Source organism: Sphingobium sp. AntQ-1, assembly GCF_028538045.1.
Lineage (GTDB): Bacteria > Pseudomonadota > Alphaproteobacteria > Sphingomonadales > Sphingomonadaceae > Sphingobium > Sphingobium cupriresistens.
Map to the genome: position 1 here is coordinate 1,873,914 of NZ_CP117158.1, position 15,482 is coordinate 1,889,395.

The 15,482-nt window shown below is 66.6% G+C and carries 16 protein-coding genes; 11 read left to right on the plus strand and 5 right to left on the minus strand.

The window, feature by feature from the left end; translation table 11 throughout:
• Positions 1–134: 134 nt before the first annotated feature.
• Both sphantq_RS09405 and sphantq_RS09410 read right to left on the minus strand, forming a co-directional pair.
• Complete coding sequence (locus sphantq_RS09405) at positions 135–563, minus strand: hypothetical protein (protein WP_066607502.1); 429 nt, start codon at positions 561–563, stop codon at positions 135–137.
• 199 nt (positions 564–762) lie between these two features.
• Entirely contained in the window at positions 763–936 is a 174-nt protein-coding gene (locus sphantq_RS09410; RefSeq protein ID WP_082679177.1) for a DUF1674 domain-containing protein, read from the minus strand.
• Between the two features lie 88 nt (positions 937–1,024).
• Here sphantq_RS09410 and htpX point away from each other — a divergent pair, with 88 nt between their 5' ends.
• From htpX to sphantq_RS09465, 11 genes are all read left to right on the plus strand, one after another.
• Positions 1,025–1,954: a zinc metalloprotease HtpX gene (gene htpX / locus sphantq_RS09415; protein ID WP_272800151.1), complete on the plus strand. Its 930-nt coding sequence runs from the start codon at positions 1,025–1,027 to the stop codon at positions 1,952–1,954.
• Positions 1,954–2,259, plus strand: coding sequence for a hypothetical protein (locus tag sphantq_RS09420; RefSeq protein ID WP_066606905.1), 306 nt, complete (start codon positions 1,954–1,956; stop codon positions 2,257–2,259). The genes htpX and sphantq_RS09420 overlap by 1 nt, the downstream gene beginning before the upstream one ends.
• Before the next feature lie 25 nt (positions 2,260–2,284).
• A complete protein-coding gene (locus tag sphantq_RS09425; protein WP_272800152.1) occupies positions 2,285–3,577 on the plus strand; it encodes an RsmB/NOP family class I SAM-dependent RNA methyltransferase in 1,293 nt (430 codons plus the stop codon).
• Between the two features lie 51 nt (positions 3,578–3,628).
• Positions 3,629–4,120, plus strand: coding sequence for a diguanylate cyclase (locus sphantq_RS09430; protein ID WP_066606917.1), 492 nt, complete (start codon positions 3,629–3,631; stop codon positions 4,118–4,120).
• A 78-nt stretch (positions 4,121–4,198) separates the two neighbouring features.
• The gene (gene rpe / locus sphantq_RS09435) at positions 4,199–4,861 is read left to right on the plus strand and encodes a ribulose-phosphate 3-epimerase (protein WP_066606923.1); all 663 of its coding nucleotides are present in this window, start codon (positions 4,199–4,201) and stop codon (positions 4,859–4,861) included.
• Positions 4,858–6,624 carry a heparinase II/III family protein gene (locus sphantq_RS09440; protein ID WP_272800153.1) on the plus strand — a complete coding sequence of 589 codons (1,767 nt, stop codon included), beginning with the start codon at positions 4,858–4,860 and terminating at the stop codon, positions 6,622–6,624. Before rpe ends, sphantq_RS09440 begins: the two co-directional genes overlap by 4 nt.
• Positions 6,625–6,791: 167 nt before the next feature.
• Entirely contained in the window at positions 6,792–8,381 is a 1,590-nt protein-coding gene (gene purH / locus sphantq_RS09445; protein ID WP_129925554.1) for a bifunctional phosphoribosylaminoimidazolecarboxamide formyltransferase/IMP cyclohydrolase, read from the plus strand.
• Positions 8,382–8,613: 232 nt separating this feature from the next.
• The gene (locus sphantq_RS09450) at positions 8,614–8,946 is read left to right on the plus strand and encodes a UrcA family protein (protein WP_066606931.1); all 333 of its coding nucleotides are present in this window, start codon (positions 8,614–8,616) and stop codon (positions 8,944–8,946) included.
• A 181-nt stretch (positions 8,947–9,127) separates the two neighbouring features.
• Complete coding sequence (locus sphantq_RS09455) at positions 9,128–10,663, plus strand: NAD(P)/FAD-dependent oxidoreductase (protein ID WP_272798354.1); 1,536 nt, start codon at positions 9,128–9,130, stop codon at positions 10,661–10,663.
• A 5-nt stretch (positions 10,664–10,668) separates the two neighbouring features.
• Positions 10,669–11,067: a GtrA family protein gene (locus tag sphantq_RS09460; protein WP_129925552.1), complete on the plus strand. Its 399-nt coding sequence runs from the start codon at positions 10,669–10,671 to the stop codon at positions 11,065–11,067.
• On the plus strand, positions 11,045–12,802 hold the full coding sequence (locus tag sphantq_RS09465) for a hypothetical protein (RefSeq protein WP_272798355.1): 1,758 nt from the start codon (positions 11,045–11,047) through the stop codon (positions 12,800–12,802). The genes sphantq_RS09460 and sphantq_RS09465 overlap by 23 nt, the downstream gene beginning before the upstream one ends.
• On the opposite strand, the gene msrB is transcribed toward sphantq_RS09465, so the two are convergent.
• Genes msrB through sphantq_RS09480 form a run of 3 tightly spaced genes read right to left on the minus strand, consistent with a single transcriptional unit; the run spans position 12,789 to position 15,473 of the window.
• Positions 12,789–13,265: a peptide-methionine (R)-S-oxide reductase MsrB gene (gene msrB / locus sphantq_RS09470; RefSeq protein ID WP_066606950.1), complete on the minus strand. Its 477-nt coding sequence runs from the start codon at positions 13,263–13,265 to the stop codon at positions 12,789–12,791. The two genes, sphantq_RS09465 and msrB, sit on opposite strands and share 14 nt — an antisense overlap.
• Positions 13,266–13,284: 19 nt before the next feature.
• Complete coding sequence (locus sphantq_RS09475; protein WP_066606952.1) at positions 13,285–14,475, minus strand: ABC transporter permease; 1,191 nt, start codon at positions 14,473–14,475, stop codon at positions 13,285–13,287.
• Entirely contained in the window at positions 14,472–15,473 is a 1,002-nt protein-coding gene (locus sphantq_RS09480; RefSeq protein ID WP_066607508.1) for an ABC transporter ATP-binding protein, read from the minus strand. The genes sphantq_RS09475 and sphantq_RS09480 overlap by 4 nt, the downstream gene beginning before the upstream one ends.
• Positions 15,474–15,482: the final 9 nt, after the last annotated feature.

Below are 15,482 nucleotides of genomic sequence, written 5' to 3' on the forward strand. Positions count from 1 at the left end.
TGGATTGCCGCCCGTGCAAAAAAGGTCAAGCGTCGCGCGCGCGTTAGCATATTCTAGCGTCGGCGGAACGGCCGAAGACGCAAAAAACTAAGATGGAAGGGGCCGCGACCGATCAAGGCCGACCGGTCACCGCCCTATACGGCGAGAAGACGGCTGGCGACACCTTCCAGCGCCGCGATTTCGCCATCGAGATGGTCTAACGCGACGTGCTGGATATTGTTGCGGCTGTCGCGACAGGTGAAACCGCCTGATTCGGGCTGATGAAAACCCTGGATGATGAGCGCGCGGAAGCGATCGATCCGCTGCATGTCGCGCTCGATCGCGGAAATCTCGGTCAGCGCGCTGGCGTTGCGCCGGTCGCGCATCGCCACCATCGTGCGCAATTCGGTCATCAGCTTGGCCATGCTTGGCCGGGTTCGGGCGCCCACGGTGCGCACGTCACCCATGGCGTCGCGCAACAGCCCGATCTTCGCCTCCAGACTCTGCTCCAACATCGTCCAGGCGCACACCAGCCGCCCGACCGCGCAGAGCAGCGCCGCATCTTCCGGCGCATAATCCGACACCGCCCGCACATTCACGTCAGAAACCAATTGCACGCCCACGCCCCAATATCTCCTCTTGGCCCAAGGCTTCAGGCTTTGAGCGGGAAAAGGCCAGAGCGGGGCGCTTGGCTCCCCGCAGCGGCGGCACGGGCCGTCGGCAGCCGTGCAAAATCGGCGGCGAGCCGAGACGGGTCAGCAGGATCAAGGATTTAGAACCAACTCAGAAATCGATCGCGATGCCCTTCCGTTCCCAATCGCCATAACGGACCGGACTCATCGCCTCGTCATGGGGCGTGGGCTGGTCCAGCGGATCGGGCTGCGGCACCGGCGGGCTTTTGGAGAGGTGCGCGGGCGGCTTCACATGTGCGGGGCGCTTGCCGTTGAAGGTTCCCATGGTGGCGGCCTTTCGATTGCGAAGGGGCGACATCACCCCCATATTCAGGACTGACAGGCTATCTGGGCCGACAAGGAGGCAAGTGCAAGTGAATGGCATGAAGACGACCATGCTGCTGGCGACGCTGACCGCGCTGTTCATGGCGCTGGGCTATACGCTGGGCGGCGGCGGCGGGGCGGTGATCGCGCTGCTGGCGGCGGCGGGCATGAATCTCTTCACCTTCTGGAACGCCGACAAGATCGTGCTGCGGATGCATGACGCGCGCGAGGTCGATGCGCAAAGCGCCCCCGATTTCTACAATCTGGTGCGTGACCTGGCGCAGCGGGCGCAACTTCCCATGCCGCGCGTCTATATCATCGACCAGGACGCGCCCAACGCCTTCGCAACCGGGCGCAACCCGCAAAACGCCGCCGTCGCCGCCACCAGCGGCCTGCTGGCGACGTTGAGCCGCGACGAGGTGGCGGGCGTTATGGCGCATGAACTGGGCCATGTGCAGAATCGCGACACCCTCATCATGACGATGGTCGCGACGATCGCGGGCGCGATATCGATGCTGGCCAATTTCGGCCTGTTCTTCCGCGGCGGCGACCGGGAAAGCGGCCATGCCAATATGATCGCCACTCTGATGGCGGTGGTCGTCGCTCCCTTCGCCGCGATGATCGTGCAGATGGCGATCAGCCGCACCCGCGAATATGGCGCCGACCGGGCCGGAGCGGAAATCAGTGGCGATCCCCATGCCCTCGCCTCCGCCCTCGCCAAGATTGCCGGGCAGGCGCAGCGCATCCCCAATCCGGTGGCGGAGCGCAATCCGGCCGCGGCGCAGCTTTATATCGTGCCGACCCATGTCAGCGAACTCTTCTCCACCCACCCCGCCACGGAAAAGCGCATCGCCGCCTTGCAGGATATGGCGGCGCAGATGGGCGCGCCCGCAATGACGTCGGCGGCCCGCGCCTCAGCCCTCTCCCCGGCCGCGCCACCCCCGCGCCGCCGCAGCGCGCTCGACCCGCACGGCCGCTGATGGTGGACGAGATTGTCGGTGAAGCGGCCGGCTTCCTGTTTCGGCAGGTCGGCGGCCTTGCCGTGGAACTGACCGTCAATCATATCTTTTCCCGCCACACCGCCCGCTTCTTTCATGGCGTGGGGCGACGGTTTATTGCGGTCGCGACATTCGGCGCCAAACGCATCCCATCCTCCCTGCGGGTGGTGCCCAAGGGCGCCCGCCCCAAGCCACGCCGGTCGGACTGGCTGGCGCTATGGGTCGGCATAGTGTCCTGGATCGCGCTGTTCCTGGGGCTGGGCTTTGGCGTCTCCCATTTTCTTTAAGGGCGAAAGCGCGTAGGGGCCGCCCATGTCCCCCCGTCCCGCAATCCGCCCCGAAGATGTTCCCGGCCTTCCCGCCCGTCGCGCGGCGCTCAAACTGCTCGATGCGGTGCTGCGCCGGGGCGATCCGCTGGAACTGGCGCTGCATGGCGCGGCGCAGGGGTTGCCGCCCGCCGACCGCGCGCTGGTCCATGCGATCGCCGCCGAAACCCTGCGCCACCTGCCCGATCTCGACGCGCTGATCGACGGCGCGACCAGGCAGGTTTTGCCGCCGGATGCGAAGGCGCGGATGGTGCTGCGCATCGCGCTCGTCCAGACGCTGGTGCTCGACACCCCGGCCCATGCCGCCATCGCCACGGCGCTGCCGCTGGTCGATGGCGGGCCGCGCAAGCTGGTCCATGGCGTGTTCGGCACGGTGACGCGCGGCGATCCCGCCCTGCCCTCGCCCCCCACCCTGCCCGCGCAGGTCGCCGAACGCTGGAGCGCTCAATGGGGCGAGGCGATGCCGCAGGCCGCCGCCCATGCCTATGCGATCCGGCCGCCGGTCGACATCAGCCTGCGCGATCCGGCCGAGACAGCGAAGTGGACAGCTGAACTGGATGGCGCGTCGTTCGCGCCCGGCCATGTCCGCCTGTCCGAAAGCGCGGCCATACCCGCCTTGCCCGGCTTTGCGGACGGCGCCTGGTGGGTGCAGGATATCGCCGCTTCCTGCGCCGCGCGGCTGCTGGGGCCGGGCGAAGGCGGCCATGTGCTGGACCTGTGCGCCGCGCCGGGCGGCAAGACGATGCAACTGGCCGCGGCCGGCTGGCGCGTCACCGCGATCGACCAGTCGAGCAAGCGGCTGGAGCGGCTGACGGAGAATCTGGCCCGCACCGGCCTGACCGCCGAGGTTACGACCGCCGATCTGCGGACATGGGAGCCGGACGCACCGGTGGACGCGATCCTGCTCGACGCGCCCTGCACCGCGACCGGCATTTATCGCCGCCACCCCGATGTGCTGCACCGCATCGGCCCGCGCCAGATCGCAGAGTTGGCGGAATTGCAAAGCGCCCTGTTGGCCCGCGCCGCCAACTGGCTGAAGCCCGGCGGCCGCATCATCTACGCCACCTGCTCCCTGGAACGGGCCGAGGGCGAAGAACAGGTCGAACGCTTCCTGGCCGCCCACCCCGACTTCGCGCTGCTACCGATCGAAGCTGGCGAAACACCCGAAGGCATCGCCTCCACGACACAGGGCTGGCTGCGGACATTGCCCGACACGCTGGCGGCGCAGGGCGGCGCGGACGGATTTTTCATCGCCAGGCTTGCCAAGAGGGCGAACTAAGCCTTAACCTTGATCAGCTTAGAGAGGGTTTCCCCGCGTAAAAGGTGCCCCGTGCGTCCGATCGAGCCTCTTCCTCTGAATCATAGTTGGCCGCTCTACGACCTGCGGGAACATCTTGCCCCGGTGCTGCTCGATTCCAGCATCGCCCGCAACGATGCGGCGCTGGCGGAACGGGGGCTGGGGCTGTGGCATTGCAACCTGGCCGACAATGCACTCAACTGGACCGCCGGCGTCTATGACATATTCGGGCTGGAGCGGGACAGCCCGGTATCGCGGCCGCTGTCCGTGTCGCTTTACACCCCGGAATCGCGCGACGCGATGGAGCGACTGCGCGCCTACGCTATCCGCCACAAGCGCGGCTTCACGCTGGACGTCGATATCAACCAGATCGACGGCGCGGGCCAATGCGCGATGCGGCTGATCGCCGCGCCGGTGCTGGACGATGACGGGGCCGTGGTCGGGCTGCATGGCGTCAAGCAGTTGCTGCCCCGCGGCGCGCCCGCGTCGCAGCGGCTGGACCCCACGATTTTCGTGATGCTCTGATCCGCGCGGACGAAGATCGCGACACGCCTGCAAATGTCCGTTGCCCTCGCCTCCGGCGGCGATTAAGGCGAACGGTTAATGACCCGTTCCATTCTCATCTCGCCCTCCATCCTCTCCGCCGACTTCGCCCGCCTGGGCGAGGAGGTGCGCGCCATTGACGAAGCGGGCTGCGACTGGGTGCATATCGACGTCATGGACGGCCATTTCGTGCCGAACATCACCATCGGCCCGAATGTGGTGAAGGCGCTGCGCCCGCACACGCAGAAAACCTTCGACGTCCATCTGATGATTTCTCCGGTCGATCAGTATCTGGAGGCGTTTGCCGCCGCCGGGTCCGACATCATCACCGTCCATCCCGAAGCCGGGCCGCACATCCACCGTACCGTCCAGCATATCAAGTCGCTGGGCGTGAAGGCGGGCGTGGTGCTGAACCCCGGCACGCCTGCCAAGATGCTCGACTATCTGATCGATGATGTCGATCTGATCCTGGTGATGAGCGTCAACCCCGGTTTCGGCGGGCAGAGCTTCATCGAAAACCAGCTGCGCAAGATCGAAGCGATCCGCAAGATGATCGACAAAACGGGCCGGGACATTCACCTCCAGGTCGACGGCGGCATCGATTTCACCACCGCGCCCAAGGCGATCGACGCGGGCGCGGACGTTCTGGTGGCCGGCACCGCCACCTTCCGTGGCGGCCCCTCCGCCTATGCCGACAATATCAGGAAGCTGCGGGGCGGGTGAACGACTATCGGCGCATCGCCAGCCGCTCCACCCCCGACGCTGCACCGGAAACCGGCGACGATGGCATAGAGCAAGGCAAGCGTCTCATCCGCGTCGCGGATGACAAGGGGCTGTCATTGGCCCAGAAGATCGCCAATCAATTCTATCTGCTCAGCTGGAAGACGCCGATCCACGGCCGCAAGCTGCGCGGCAAATATCCGCTGAAGCTGCTGGCGGTGCCCGACGACGCCATCCCCGGCGACGGCCGGGCGGGCGCGGCGATGCGGGCGGGTTATTTCCTGTTCCGCGGCCACAAGCTGCCGGTCGATGCGCTCGATTTCGCCAAATTGTCGGTCGGCCCGGCCTTTGCCGACTATCTCCACGGCTTCCGCTGGCTGCGCGACCTGGCCAGCAGCGCGACCCGCGAACAGGGTGCGCCGATCGCCGAAAGCATCATGCGCAAATGGCTGGCGGCCCATCATGAAACGCCCAGCGAACCGGCCTGGCGCGCGGACAATGCCGGCTGGCGGCTGCTCTTCTGGACTGCCCATGCGCCGCTGATCCTCTCGTCCAGCGACCTCGTCTACCGCTCGCTGGTGCTGAACTGCATCGCCCGCACCGCGCGCCACCTCGACCGCAGCGCCGACAAGGCGCCGATGGGCCTGCCCCGGCTGGTCGCCTGGTGCGGCATCGTCGCCGCCGCGCTGCTGATCCCCGGCGGGGCGGCGCGCAAGCTGTTCGGCGAAGCAGGCCTGAAGCGCGCGATCGACAGCGGCTTCCACCCTGACGGCGGCATCGTGTCGCGCTCCCCGCTGGCGCAACTGGAAGCGGTGATGCTGCTGTCCATGCTGCGCGCCGTCTATGACGTGCGCCGCGAAGCCCCGCCCGCCTGCCTGACCGAAGGATTGAACCGCGCGGTCCCGGCGCTGCTGGGCCTCGCCCATGGCGATGGTGGCCTGGGCAACTGGCAGGGTTCCGGCGCGATCGACCCCGACCTGGTGTCCTCCGTGGTCGCGGCGAGCCAGGTGCGCGCCCGACCGCTGCGCCAGGCGCGCGACTGGGGCTATCAACGGATCGCAGCGGGATCGACCGTGCTGCAGATCGACGCCGCCCCGCCCCCGGTCGCGCGCCTCGCCGAGGCGGGCTGCGCCTCAACCGGCGCGATCGAGATCAGTGACGGGCCGCTGCGGCTGGTGGTCAATTGCGGCGGCGCGGCGCTGGAGGGGGCGTGGATTCCCCGCGACCTGGCGCAGGGGCTGCGCACCACCGCCGCGCACAGCACGCTGATCCTCAATGACAATAATTCGACCGCGCTGCTGCCCGACGGGACGCTGGGCAAGGGCGTGACAGAGGTCGAGCTGAACCGGCAGGAGCTGGACAATGGCAGCCGGCTGGACCTGTCGCATGACGGCTATGTCCGGCGGCTGGGCTATGTCCACCGCCGCCTGCTGATGATGAGCGGCGACGGCAAGGAAATCCGGGGCGAGGATATGCTGACCCCCGCCGAACGCCGCCGCAAGCGCGGCAAACAGCCGGTGCAGTTGCGCTTCCACCTCGCGCCGGGGGTCGAGCCGACGCTGACCGCAGACAATATGGGGGCGCTGCTGCGCATCGACCAGGGCGCGCTGTGGCAATATCGCACCGGCGCAGGCGTGTTGAGCGTCGAGGACAGCCTGTGGGTCGACGGCGACGGCCGCCCCCATCCGACCAAGCAGCTGGTCGTGACCAGCGAAGCGCTGCCGGGCGGATCGAGCATCGGCTGGCTGTTCAAGCGGGTGGGGTGACGACCCGCGGCTGATCCTGGGCTATAGGCGCACGGACGCTTTGGCCCTCACCCCAATCTCTACGCAACAGCCTTTCGCCGCGCTGTCGCTTGCGGGCTGTATTTTTCCGACGTCGGGCCTTATGGACCGGCGCAAAGCCGTCTCGTAAACCAGAAAGCGCCTTCCTCATGACCGACTACCCCATCAAACGCGCCCTCTTGTCCGTGTCCGACAAGGCCGGGCTGATCGAACTGGGCACGGCGCTGGGCAAACATGGCGTTGAACTGGTGTCGACCGGCGGCACCGCCAAGGCGCTGCGCGAAGCAGGACTTGAGGTGATGGATATTTCCGACCTTACCGGCTTCCCCGAAATGATGGACGGCCGCGTCAAGACGCTGCACCCCAAGGTCCATGGCGGCCTGCTCGCCGTCCGCAACAACCCCGAACATGTCGCGTCGATGGACGAACATGAAATCGGCGCGATCGATCTGGTGGTCGTCAACCTCTACCCCTTCGCCGCCACGGTCGCCAAAGGGGCGGAACGCGAGGAGATCATCGAAAATATCGATATCGGCGGCCCGTCGATGGTCCGTTCCGCGGCCAAGAATCACGAGAGCGTGGCGATCGTCACCGATCCCGCCGACTATGCCCGGTTGATCGCCGAAATGGCGGAGAAGGGTGGCGCGACCAGCTACGATTTCCGCCGGATGCTCGCGGCCAAGGCCTACGCCGCCACCGCCGCCTATGATTCGATGATCGCCAGCTGGTTCGCCTTCGCCGATCAGGGCATGATGTTCCCCGATACGCTGGCCGTAGCCAGCACGCTGTCCACCACGCTGCGCTACGGCGAAAACCCGCACCAGTCCGCCGCGCTCTATCTGCCCACCGGGCCGTCCGCCAAGGGCATCGCCCAGGCGCAACAGATCCAGGGCAAGGAACTCAGCTACAATAATTATAACGATGCCGACGCCGCGCTGGAGCTGGTCAGCGAGTTTCGCGATGGCCCGCCGACCGTGGTGATCGTCAAGCACGCCAACCCCTGCGGCGTGGCGACCGGCGACACCCTGATCGAAGCCTATGAAGCCGCGCTCGCCTGCGACAGCGTGTCGGCGTTCGGCGGCATCATCGCCGTCAACCGCCCGCTTGACGGCCCGACCGCCGAAGCGATCAGCGGCATCTTCACCGAAGTCGTCGCCGCGCCCGATGCTGATGACGCGGCCAAGGCGATCTTCGCGAAGAAGAAGAATCTGCGCCTGCTGCTGACCGGCGACCTGCCCGATCCCGCGCGGACCGGCCTCCAGATCAAGAGCATCGCCGGCGGCCTGCTGGTGCAAAGTCGCGACAATGGCCAGGTTGACCGCGACGCGCTGAAGGTCGTGACCAGGCGCGCCCCGACCGATCAGGAACTTAAGGACTGCCTGTTCGCCTGGACCGTCGCCAAGCATGTGAAATCGAACGCCATCGTCTATGCCAAGGACGGCAGCACCGCGGGCGTGGGCGCGGGCCAGATGAACCGCCTCGAATCCGCCCGCATCGCCGCGTGGAAGGCGAAGGACGCCGCCGAAAAGGCCGGCTGGGCCGCACCACGCACGATCGGTTCGGCGGTCGCCTCCGACGCCTTCTTCCCCTTCGCCGACGGCTTGCTGGCGGCGGTGGAGGCCGGCGCGACGGCGGTCATCCAGCCGGGCGGATCGATCCGCGACGATGAGGTCATCGCCGCGGCGGACGAAGCGGGCCTGGCGATGGTCTTCACAGGGATGCGCCACTTCCGGCACTAAAAGCAGGTCAGCGTCGATCCCTTATGATCAACGATTTGGGAAATGCAGCGACGAAAAGCCTGATGCGGGTGCGAACAAAATCTCTTCGCACCCGCAAAATCGCGGAAAACCGCCACTTTTTATCAACTGGCCTCTTTTCAACAACCCCCTGTGCGCTTATTTAGAGCGGGACCCTGTTTCCACGTCAGACGCGGGGCAGACAATCCGAACAATGTTCGACAGGAGATACAGGATGACCAAGAAAACCTGGGTGGCCATGGCCGCCGTTATGGCCCTTGCGCTGCCCGGCGTGGCGAGCGCCGGCAGCAATGACATGGATGTGATCGTGGACGGCCGCGCCGGCACTGAAACACGTACGCTCGCCGTGTCCGTCGCCGATCTCAACCTGGCCAGCGCCAATGGTATGCGCCGCGCCGATTCGCGCGTGACGCGCGCCGCCAAGCAGGTGTGCGGCTATGTCAACGGCTCCATCCTGCCCGTGACGGAGGATTATCGCGCCTGCTTCGGCAGCGCGATCGACGGCGCACGCAGCGACCTGAGCACGCTGGCCCAGCGCCAGAGCTGAGAAGATTCCGCTTTCCCCGCACGAAGGGGAACTGCAGGGGGCCGTTCCATGCCCATGGAGCGGCCCTTTGTCATGCGCGCCATCTGACCCGCCTTGTCATCCTTACCGCGCATTAACCACTCCTTAGAAGATTTCCTTCACTCCGGCAGGGACGAACGATCTTCCGGGGGAATTGCCTGCCATGCCGCGTACCGATCAAAGCGTAGATGTTGCCATCATAGGCGCCGGCCCTGCGGGCCTGACCGCTGCCTATCTGCTGACGAAGCAGGGCCTGCGCGTGACGGTGGTCGAGAAAGACCCGGTCTATGTCGGCGGCATCAGCCGCACGGTGGAACTGGACGGCTTCCGGTTCGACATTGGCGGGCACCGCTTCTTTTCCAAGTCGCAGCAGGTCGTGGACCTGTGGAATGAAATCCTGCCTGACGACTTCATCCAGCGGCCGCGCATGAGCCGCATCTATTATGAAGGCAAATTCTACAGCTATCCGCTGCGCGCGTTCGAAGCATTGTGGAATCTGGGCATCTGGCGCTCGACCCTCTGCATGGCGAGCTTCGCCAAGGCCCGGCTGTTCCCGAACCGCAACGTGCGTTCGTTTCAGGACTGGACCGTCAACGCCTTCGGCCACAAGCTGTTCTCCATCTTCTTCAAGACCTATACCGAAAAAGTGTGGGGGATGCCCTGCGACGAAATGTCGGCCGACTGGGCGGCGCAGCGGATCAAGGGCCTGTCGCTCTGGGGCGCGGTGGTCGACGGGCTGAAACGCTCGCTCGGCCTCAACAAGCGGCCCAATGACGGCATGGCGACCAAGACATTGCTGGAGACGTTCCGCTATCCGCGCCTTGGCCCCGGCATGATGTGGGAAGCCGCGCGCGACCGGGTGGTGGAAGGCGGCAACCAAGTGCTGATGGCGCATAGCTTCAAGCGGCTGGAGGAAGACCAGGCGAACGGCGCATGGCGCCTTGTGGCGCAGGGGCCGGAGGGCGATGTCGTCATCTATGCCGCCCATGTGATCTCGTCCGCGCCGATGCGCGAACTGGCCGGGCGTATCCACCCGTTGCCGGACACGCTGCCCCAGGCGATGGACCTGAAATATCGCGACTTCCTGACCGTGGCGCTGATGGTGAAGGGGGAGGATATCTTCCCCGATAACTGGATCTATATCCACGACAGCAAGGTGCAGGTCGGCCGCATCCAGAATTTCCGCAGTTGGTCGCCCGAAATGGTGTCCGATCCTTCGCTCGCCTGCGTGGGTCTGGAATATTTCTGTTTCGAGGGCGATGGCCTGTGGTCCGCGTCCGACGCCGACCTGATCGCGCTCGCCACCCGCGAAATGGCGCAACTGGGCCTCTGCAACCCCGACGATGTCGTGGGCGGCGCGGTGGTGCGGCAGGAAAAGGCCTATCCGGTCTATGACGACGACTATGCCGCCAATGTGCTGGCGATGCGCAGCGAACTGGAATCGCGCTATCCCACTCTGCACATGGTCGGGCGCAACGGCATGCACCGCTATAACAACCAGGATCATGCGATGATGACGGCGATGCTGACCGTCCGCAACATCGTGGCGGGCGCCCGCGTCCATGACGTGTGGAGCGTGAACGAGGACGCCGAATATCATGAGGCCGGCGAGGAGGGCCAGATCGATGGTGCTGATGCCGATACGCAGGCCGCGCTGGCCAGCGTCCGCGCCGTACCCTCACGATTGAAGGCCGCCTAACCGCCATGGCGGAGCGGATCGGCGCGCTGGTCGCACGGTTGATGTTCGCCCGCTATCTGCTGGCGAGCGTCGCCGCGCTGGCAAGCGACTTCGCCGCCTTCCTGATATTGGACCATGGCGGCGCGGCGCCGATGATCGCCGCGCTGGGCGGTTATCTGGTCGGACTGGTGGTCCATTGGGTCATCAGCATCCGTTTCGTCTTCGACTTGGCGCGGGGTCCGACGCACGGCCAGCGCATCGGATTCGTGGTCAGCGCGGCTGTAGGCATGGGCATCACCATGGCGCTGGTCGGCGCGCTCAGCGCCCTAGGCCTGCCGCCAGCGCTGGCGAAGCTGCTGTCGGTCCCGGCCAGTTTCCTGACCGTCTATGCGATCCGCAAATATGGCATATTCGCGCGCGCCTGACGCCCCGCGCACCGCGCTCTGGGCGCTACTCGCCTGGCTGCTGTGCAGCATGGCGATGCTCTGGCTGTTCCGGGGCGATTTCTCCACGCTCGCCTTTCGCGATCCCGACGATGCGATGCGCCTGGCGCAGGTGCGCGACTGGATCGGCGGGCAGGGTTTCTGGGACGTCAGCCAGCATCGGGTGAACCCGCCACTTGGCGGGCCGATGCATTGGTCGCGGATCGTCGATATGCCGATCGCGGGCGTGATCCTGCCGCTGACGCCGATGATAGGCGCGGCGGGCGCGGAACTGATCGCCTGCGCGCTCGTGCCGCTGCTGCTGCTCGGCGGGCTGACCGCTGCGCTGTTCGTAGCGGCGCGGCGCGTGGCGGGCAGCGGCATCGCCCTGCTCGCCGTCGCGCTGCTGCTGACCAGTCCCAGCATCCTGGTGCAGTTCACCCCGCTGCGGATCGATCATCATGGCTGGCAGATCGCCATGGCGACGCTGGCTCTGTGCGGCGCGCTCGACACGCGGTCAGCGCGCGGCGGGATCGTCGCGGGGCTGGCGCTGGCGCTCTGGCTCCAGATTTCGAGCGAGGCGCTGCCCTATGTCGCGCTCTTCGCCGCCGCCTTCGCCCTGCGCCACTGGATGGCGCGGGAGCAGGCGGCGCGCTTCCTCAGCTTTGCGGTCGTGCTGGGCGGGGCCGCGCTCTTGTTCCTCGCTTGGCTGCGCGGACCGCAGGCGTTGTTCGACAGCCGGTGCGACGCCCTGTCTTTCGTTTATCTCTGGCCGCTGGTCGCGCTGGCGTTGACGACGGCGATCGCGGCGCGCCTGATCGGAACGGCGACCGCGGGCCATCGCCTGGCCGTCGCCGCGATCGGCGGTGGAACTGCGCTGGCGACCTTTCTCGTCACCGGCGGGCCGTGCCTGTCCGGCGACCCCTTCGCGGCGCTTGGTCCGATCGCCTACAAGCTCTGGTATCTGCATGTGATGGAAGGGCGACCGATCTGGGAACAGAGCCTGTCGCTGCAAGGGGTGATCCTGCTACCCGCGCTGCTCGGCCTCTATGCCAGCCTGATGGCAGCGCGTGGCGCTTCGGGCGAAGCGCGGATGCGCTGGCTGATGCTGGCGCTGCTGCTCGCCGGGGCGACCATGGTGGCGCTGTTGGTGATGCGGGCGCTGTCGGTCGCTCATGTCTTCGCGCTGCCGGGCATTGCCTGGCTGGTCGCGCGGCTGTTCGCCAGGGCGCAGGCGTCGCGCGCCGCGCTGGTGCGCGTGACCGGATCGGTCGCGCTGGTGCTGCTGACCCCGGCTGGCCTGTGCGCCGCCTGGGTGGCGGTGACGGCCCAGCCCGAACCGGCCAAGGCGGCGAGCGCCAATTGCCGGGCCGCAAGCGTGCTGGCCCCATTGAAGGCGCTCCCGCCCGCGACCCTGTTCGCCCCGCTCGACCTTGGCCCCGACATTCTCGTCCAGACGCGCCATGGCGTTATCGGCACCGCGCATCACCGCAATGCGGCAGGCATTACCGCGGTGATCGAGGGGTTTGTCAACGCGCCGGACAAGGCCCGCGCCGTCATCGCGCAGACCAGCGCCACCTATGTCGTGGCCTGCGACGGGCTGACCGAATATCGGCTCTACGGGCAGGAGAATATGCAAGGCCTCGCCGCCCTGCTGGCCAAGCGATCGCCGCCTGACTGGCTGGAGCCGGTCCCGACCAAAGCCCCGCTCCGCATCTGGCGGATCAGGCGAGACTGAACTTCATCGCCACGCCGTTCATGCAATAGCGCTTGCCGGTCGGCTTTGGCCCATCGTCGAACACATGACCCAGATGACCGCCGCACCGCGCGCAATGGACTTCCGTGCGGGCATAGCCCAGCAGGCCGTCGCGGCTGGTGCCGACCGCCCTGGGCAGCGGCGCATAAAAGCTGGGCCAGCCGGTGCCGCTGTCGAACTTGGTCCTGGAACTGAACAATTTCTGATCGCAGCCAGCGCAGGCGAACACGCCCGCGCGATGTTCATCGTTGAGCGGACTGCTGCCGGGATATTCGGTCGCCTGCTGGCGCAGCACCTTATAGGCCCAAGGGCTGAGCCGCTTCTTCCATTCCGCATCGCTCAATGCGAAGGGGTAGGCCGCCTGCGCTTCTTCGGGCATGAACTGCCACAAAGCCAAAGCCACCGCGCCGCTCGTGAGGCCACCCAGGAAATGCCGTCTGTTCATGGCGCCGGGTCTAGCCATCTCAGCCTGTCGCAGGCCTGAACAGCCGTTTCCACCAGCGCCCGCCCGACTGCATCACATGGCGGCGGAACAGCAGCACGCCGACGCGGATGATGAGCGCGACGAACGCGCCCTGCCAGACCAGCGCCACCAGATGCGGCCAGATCGCCCCGTCCTGCGCCGCACGGGCGATCATGGCGAAGGGCGAACTGAACGGGAAGATGCAGGCCGCAAGTTCCGCCGGCGATCCCATATGATCGACCGCATAGCTGGCGAAGAAGAAGATCAGCATTTGCCCCATGGTGACCGGCATGTTGAGCGTTTGCACCTCGCGCACCGTCGCCGCCTGCGCGCCGATCCCCAGGAACAGAGAGCCGAGCAGCGTATAGGCCATGGCGAAATAGAGCACCGCCAGCATCAGGAACAGCGGCCATCCCACCGCCGGCGTCGGCAGCGCCCCGCCGCCATCATGCAGGGCGACGAAGATCGCGAAGGCCGTCCCGCCCCAAAAGGCGATGCCCACGAAACTCATCGCCAGCATCGCCATCAACTTGCCCAGGAAAATCGCGTCGATCGGCACGGCGGCGGCTAGAATCTCGATGATCTTGTTGGTTTTTTCCTCGACCAGGTTGGACAGGATCATGCCCGCCAGCAAGATGGTGAGAAAGAACATCACCACCTGCGCCACCCGTCCGATCAAAAGCTGCGCCTGCGCCTGCGCGCCCAGGCTGGTGGTCGCTTCCTGTCGCTCCACCGTCACGAATTGCAAGGTCCGTTCGGCCAGCGCCGCGGTGGACAGCAGGCTGATATCGCCCTGCAATGTGTCCAGATCGTTCGCCTTGCCGGTCAGGGTCGGACGGAGAAGCGTGCCAGACATGATCGCCACCACCTCCGAATCCGGGCGCGCCAATTGTATCCGTGGGCTGGGCGTAGACGCCACGGGGCGCAGCCGGGGCAGCGCTTGGTCGCCCATCCGCTTCGTCAGCCGATCATGCGCCCGCTCCAGCGCCGCGCTGTCGCGCGCGGACATCGCGACGCCCACGACCGGGCGCAGGTCGGTGCTGGAAATCCGGTCGCCAAGGCCGCCGAAAGCGAAACCGATCAGGATCGGCAGCAATGGCCCCAGCAGAAAGAGGATGAAGGTGCGCGACAGCACGACCGCGGTGAAATCCCGCCGGGCGATAACCAGCGCGGCGCGGAGCAATTCCATCATGCGTCCTCCTCCGGCGCCGGCGCATCCTGCATTTGTTTGGCCGCAGCCGCCCCGGCGATCGCGACGAAGGCGTCATGCAGTCCGGGCCGCTCGATCGACAGGCTCTCAATCCCCGCCTGCCCGTCCAGCAAAGCACGCAGCAGCGGCTCTATGCCTTCATCGGGCAGCGCGAAATGCCATGCGCCATCCTCCGCCACCGTATCGGCCGGCAGGGCGCGCCGCCAGCCGCCGTCGCTGACGCGCGTGCGCAGCCGCACCTGAGATCGCAACTGGTCGCGCGCCTGCCCCGGCGTCCCTTCGAACCGGATGCGGCCGCCCGCGACGATGGCGATCCGCTCGCACAACCTGTCGGCATGGGCGATGACATGGGTGGAAAAAAGGATGGTGACGCCCTGGCGCGCCTGCTCCCGGATCAGCGCCTCCAGCTTTTCCTGGTTGATCGCGTCCAGCCCGGAAAAGGGCTCGTCCAGCACGATCAGCCGGGGTTCGTGGATGATCGTGCCGAACAATTGCACGGTCTGGGCCATGCCCTTGGACAATTGCCGGATCGGCTTGTCGGCCGACGCGCCCATGCCATGCCCCTCCAGCAACGCCCGCGCCCGCACCCGCCCTTCTTTGAGCGGCAGGCCGCGCAGCGCGCCCATGAAGGCGATCGCCTCAAACGCTTTCATCGACGGATAGAGGCCGCGCTCTTCGGGCAGATAACCCACCTGCCGCGCCATGCGCAGCGGCTGCCCCTCGCCCAGCAGCGTGCGATGCCCCTCATCCGGGTCGATAATGCCCAGCAGGGTGCGCAACAACGTGGTCTTGCCTGCGCCGTTGGGACCAAGCACCCCATAGATGGCGCCCGCAGGCACGGCGATGTCGATCCCGTCGACCGCCCGAAAGCTGCCGAATGTCTTGACAAGCCCATGGCCTTCGACGGCATAGGAAGCCGCCGGGACGGGCGCGGAAGCAGCCGGTGAAACGGGGGATGGAGCCGGAGTGTCGCCGATCATCCCGCCCTG

What these genes read in the sequence shown, in the direction of transcription:
- sphantq_RS09410 (WP_082679177.1), bottom strand. Translation starts at nt 936, where the DNA reads ATGGGAACCTTCAACGGCAAGCGCCCCGCACATGTGAAGCCGCCCGCG.
- rpe (WP_066606923.1), top strand. Translation starts at nt 4,199, where the DNA reads ATGACCCGTTCCATTCTCATCTCGCCCTCCATCCTCTCCGCCGACTTC.
- sphantq_RS09420 (WP_066606905.1), top strand. Translation starts at nt 1,954, where the DNA reads ATGGTGGACGAGATTGTCGGTGAAGCGGCCGGCTTCCTGTTTCGGCAG.
- msrB (WP_066606950.1), bottom strand. Translation starts at nt 13,265, where the DNA reads ATGAACAGACGGCATTTCCTGGGTGGCCTCACGAGCGGCGCGGTGGCT.
- sphantq_RS09450 (WP_066606931.1), top strand. Translation starts at nt 8,614, where the DNA reads ATGACCAAGAAAACCTGGGTGGCCATGGCCGCCGTTATGGCCCTTGCG.
- sphantq_RS09425 (WP_272800152.1), top strand. Translation starts at nt 2,285, where the DNA reads ATGTCCCCCCGTCCCGCAATCCGCCCCGAAGATGTTCCCGGCCTTCCC.
- sphantq_RS09460 (WP_129925552.1), top strand. Translation starts at nt 10,669, where the DNA reads ATGGCGGAGCGGATCGGCGCGCTGGTCGCACGGTTGATGTTCGCCCGC.
- sphantq_RS09455 (WP_272798354.1), top strand. Translation starts at nt 9,128, where the DNA reads ATGCCGCGTACCGATCAAAGCGTAGATGTTGCCATCATAGGCGCCGGC.
- sphantq_RS09465 (WP_272798355.1), top strand. Translation starts at nt 11,045, where the DNA reads ATGGCATATTCGCGCGCGCCTGACGCCCCGCGCACCGCGCTCTGGGCG.
- purH (WP_129925554.1), top strand. Translation starts at nt 6,792, where the DNA reads ATGACCGACTACCCCATCAAACGCGCCCTCTTGTCCGTGTCCGACAAG.
- sphantq_RS09475 (WP_066606952.1), bottom strand. Translation starts at nt 14,475, where the DNA reads ATGATGGAATTGCTCCGCGCCGCGCTGGTTATCGCCCGGCGGGATTTC.
- sphantq_RS09480 (WP_066607508.1), bottom strand. Translation starts at nt 15,473, where the DNA reads ATGATCGGCGACACTCCGGCTCCATCCCCCGTTTCACCGGCTGCTTCC.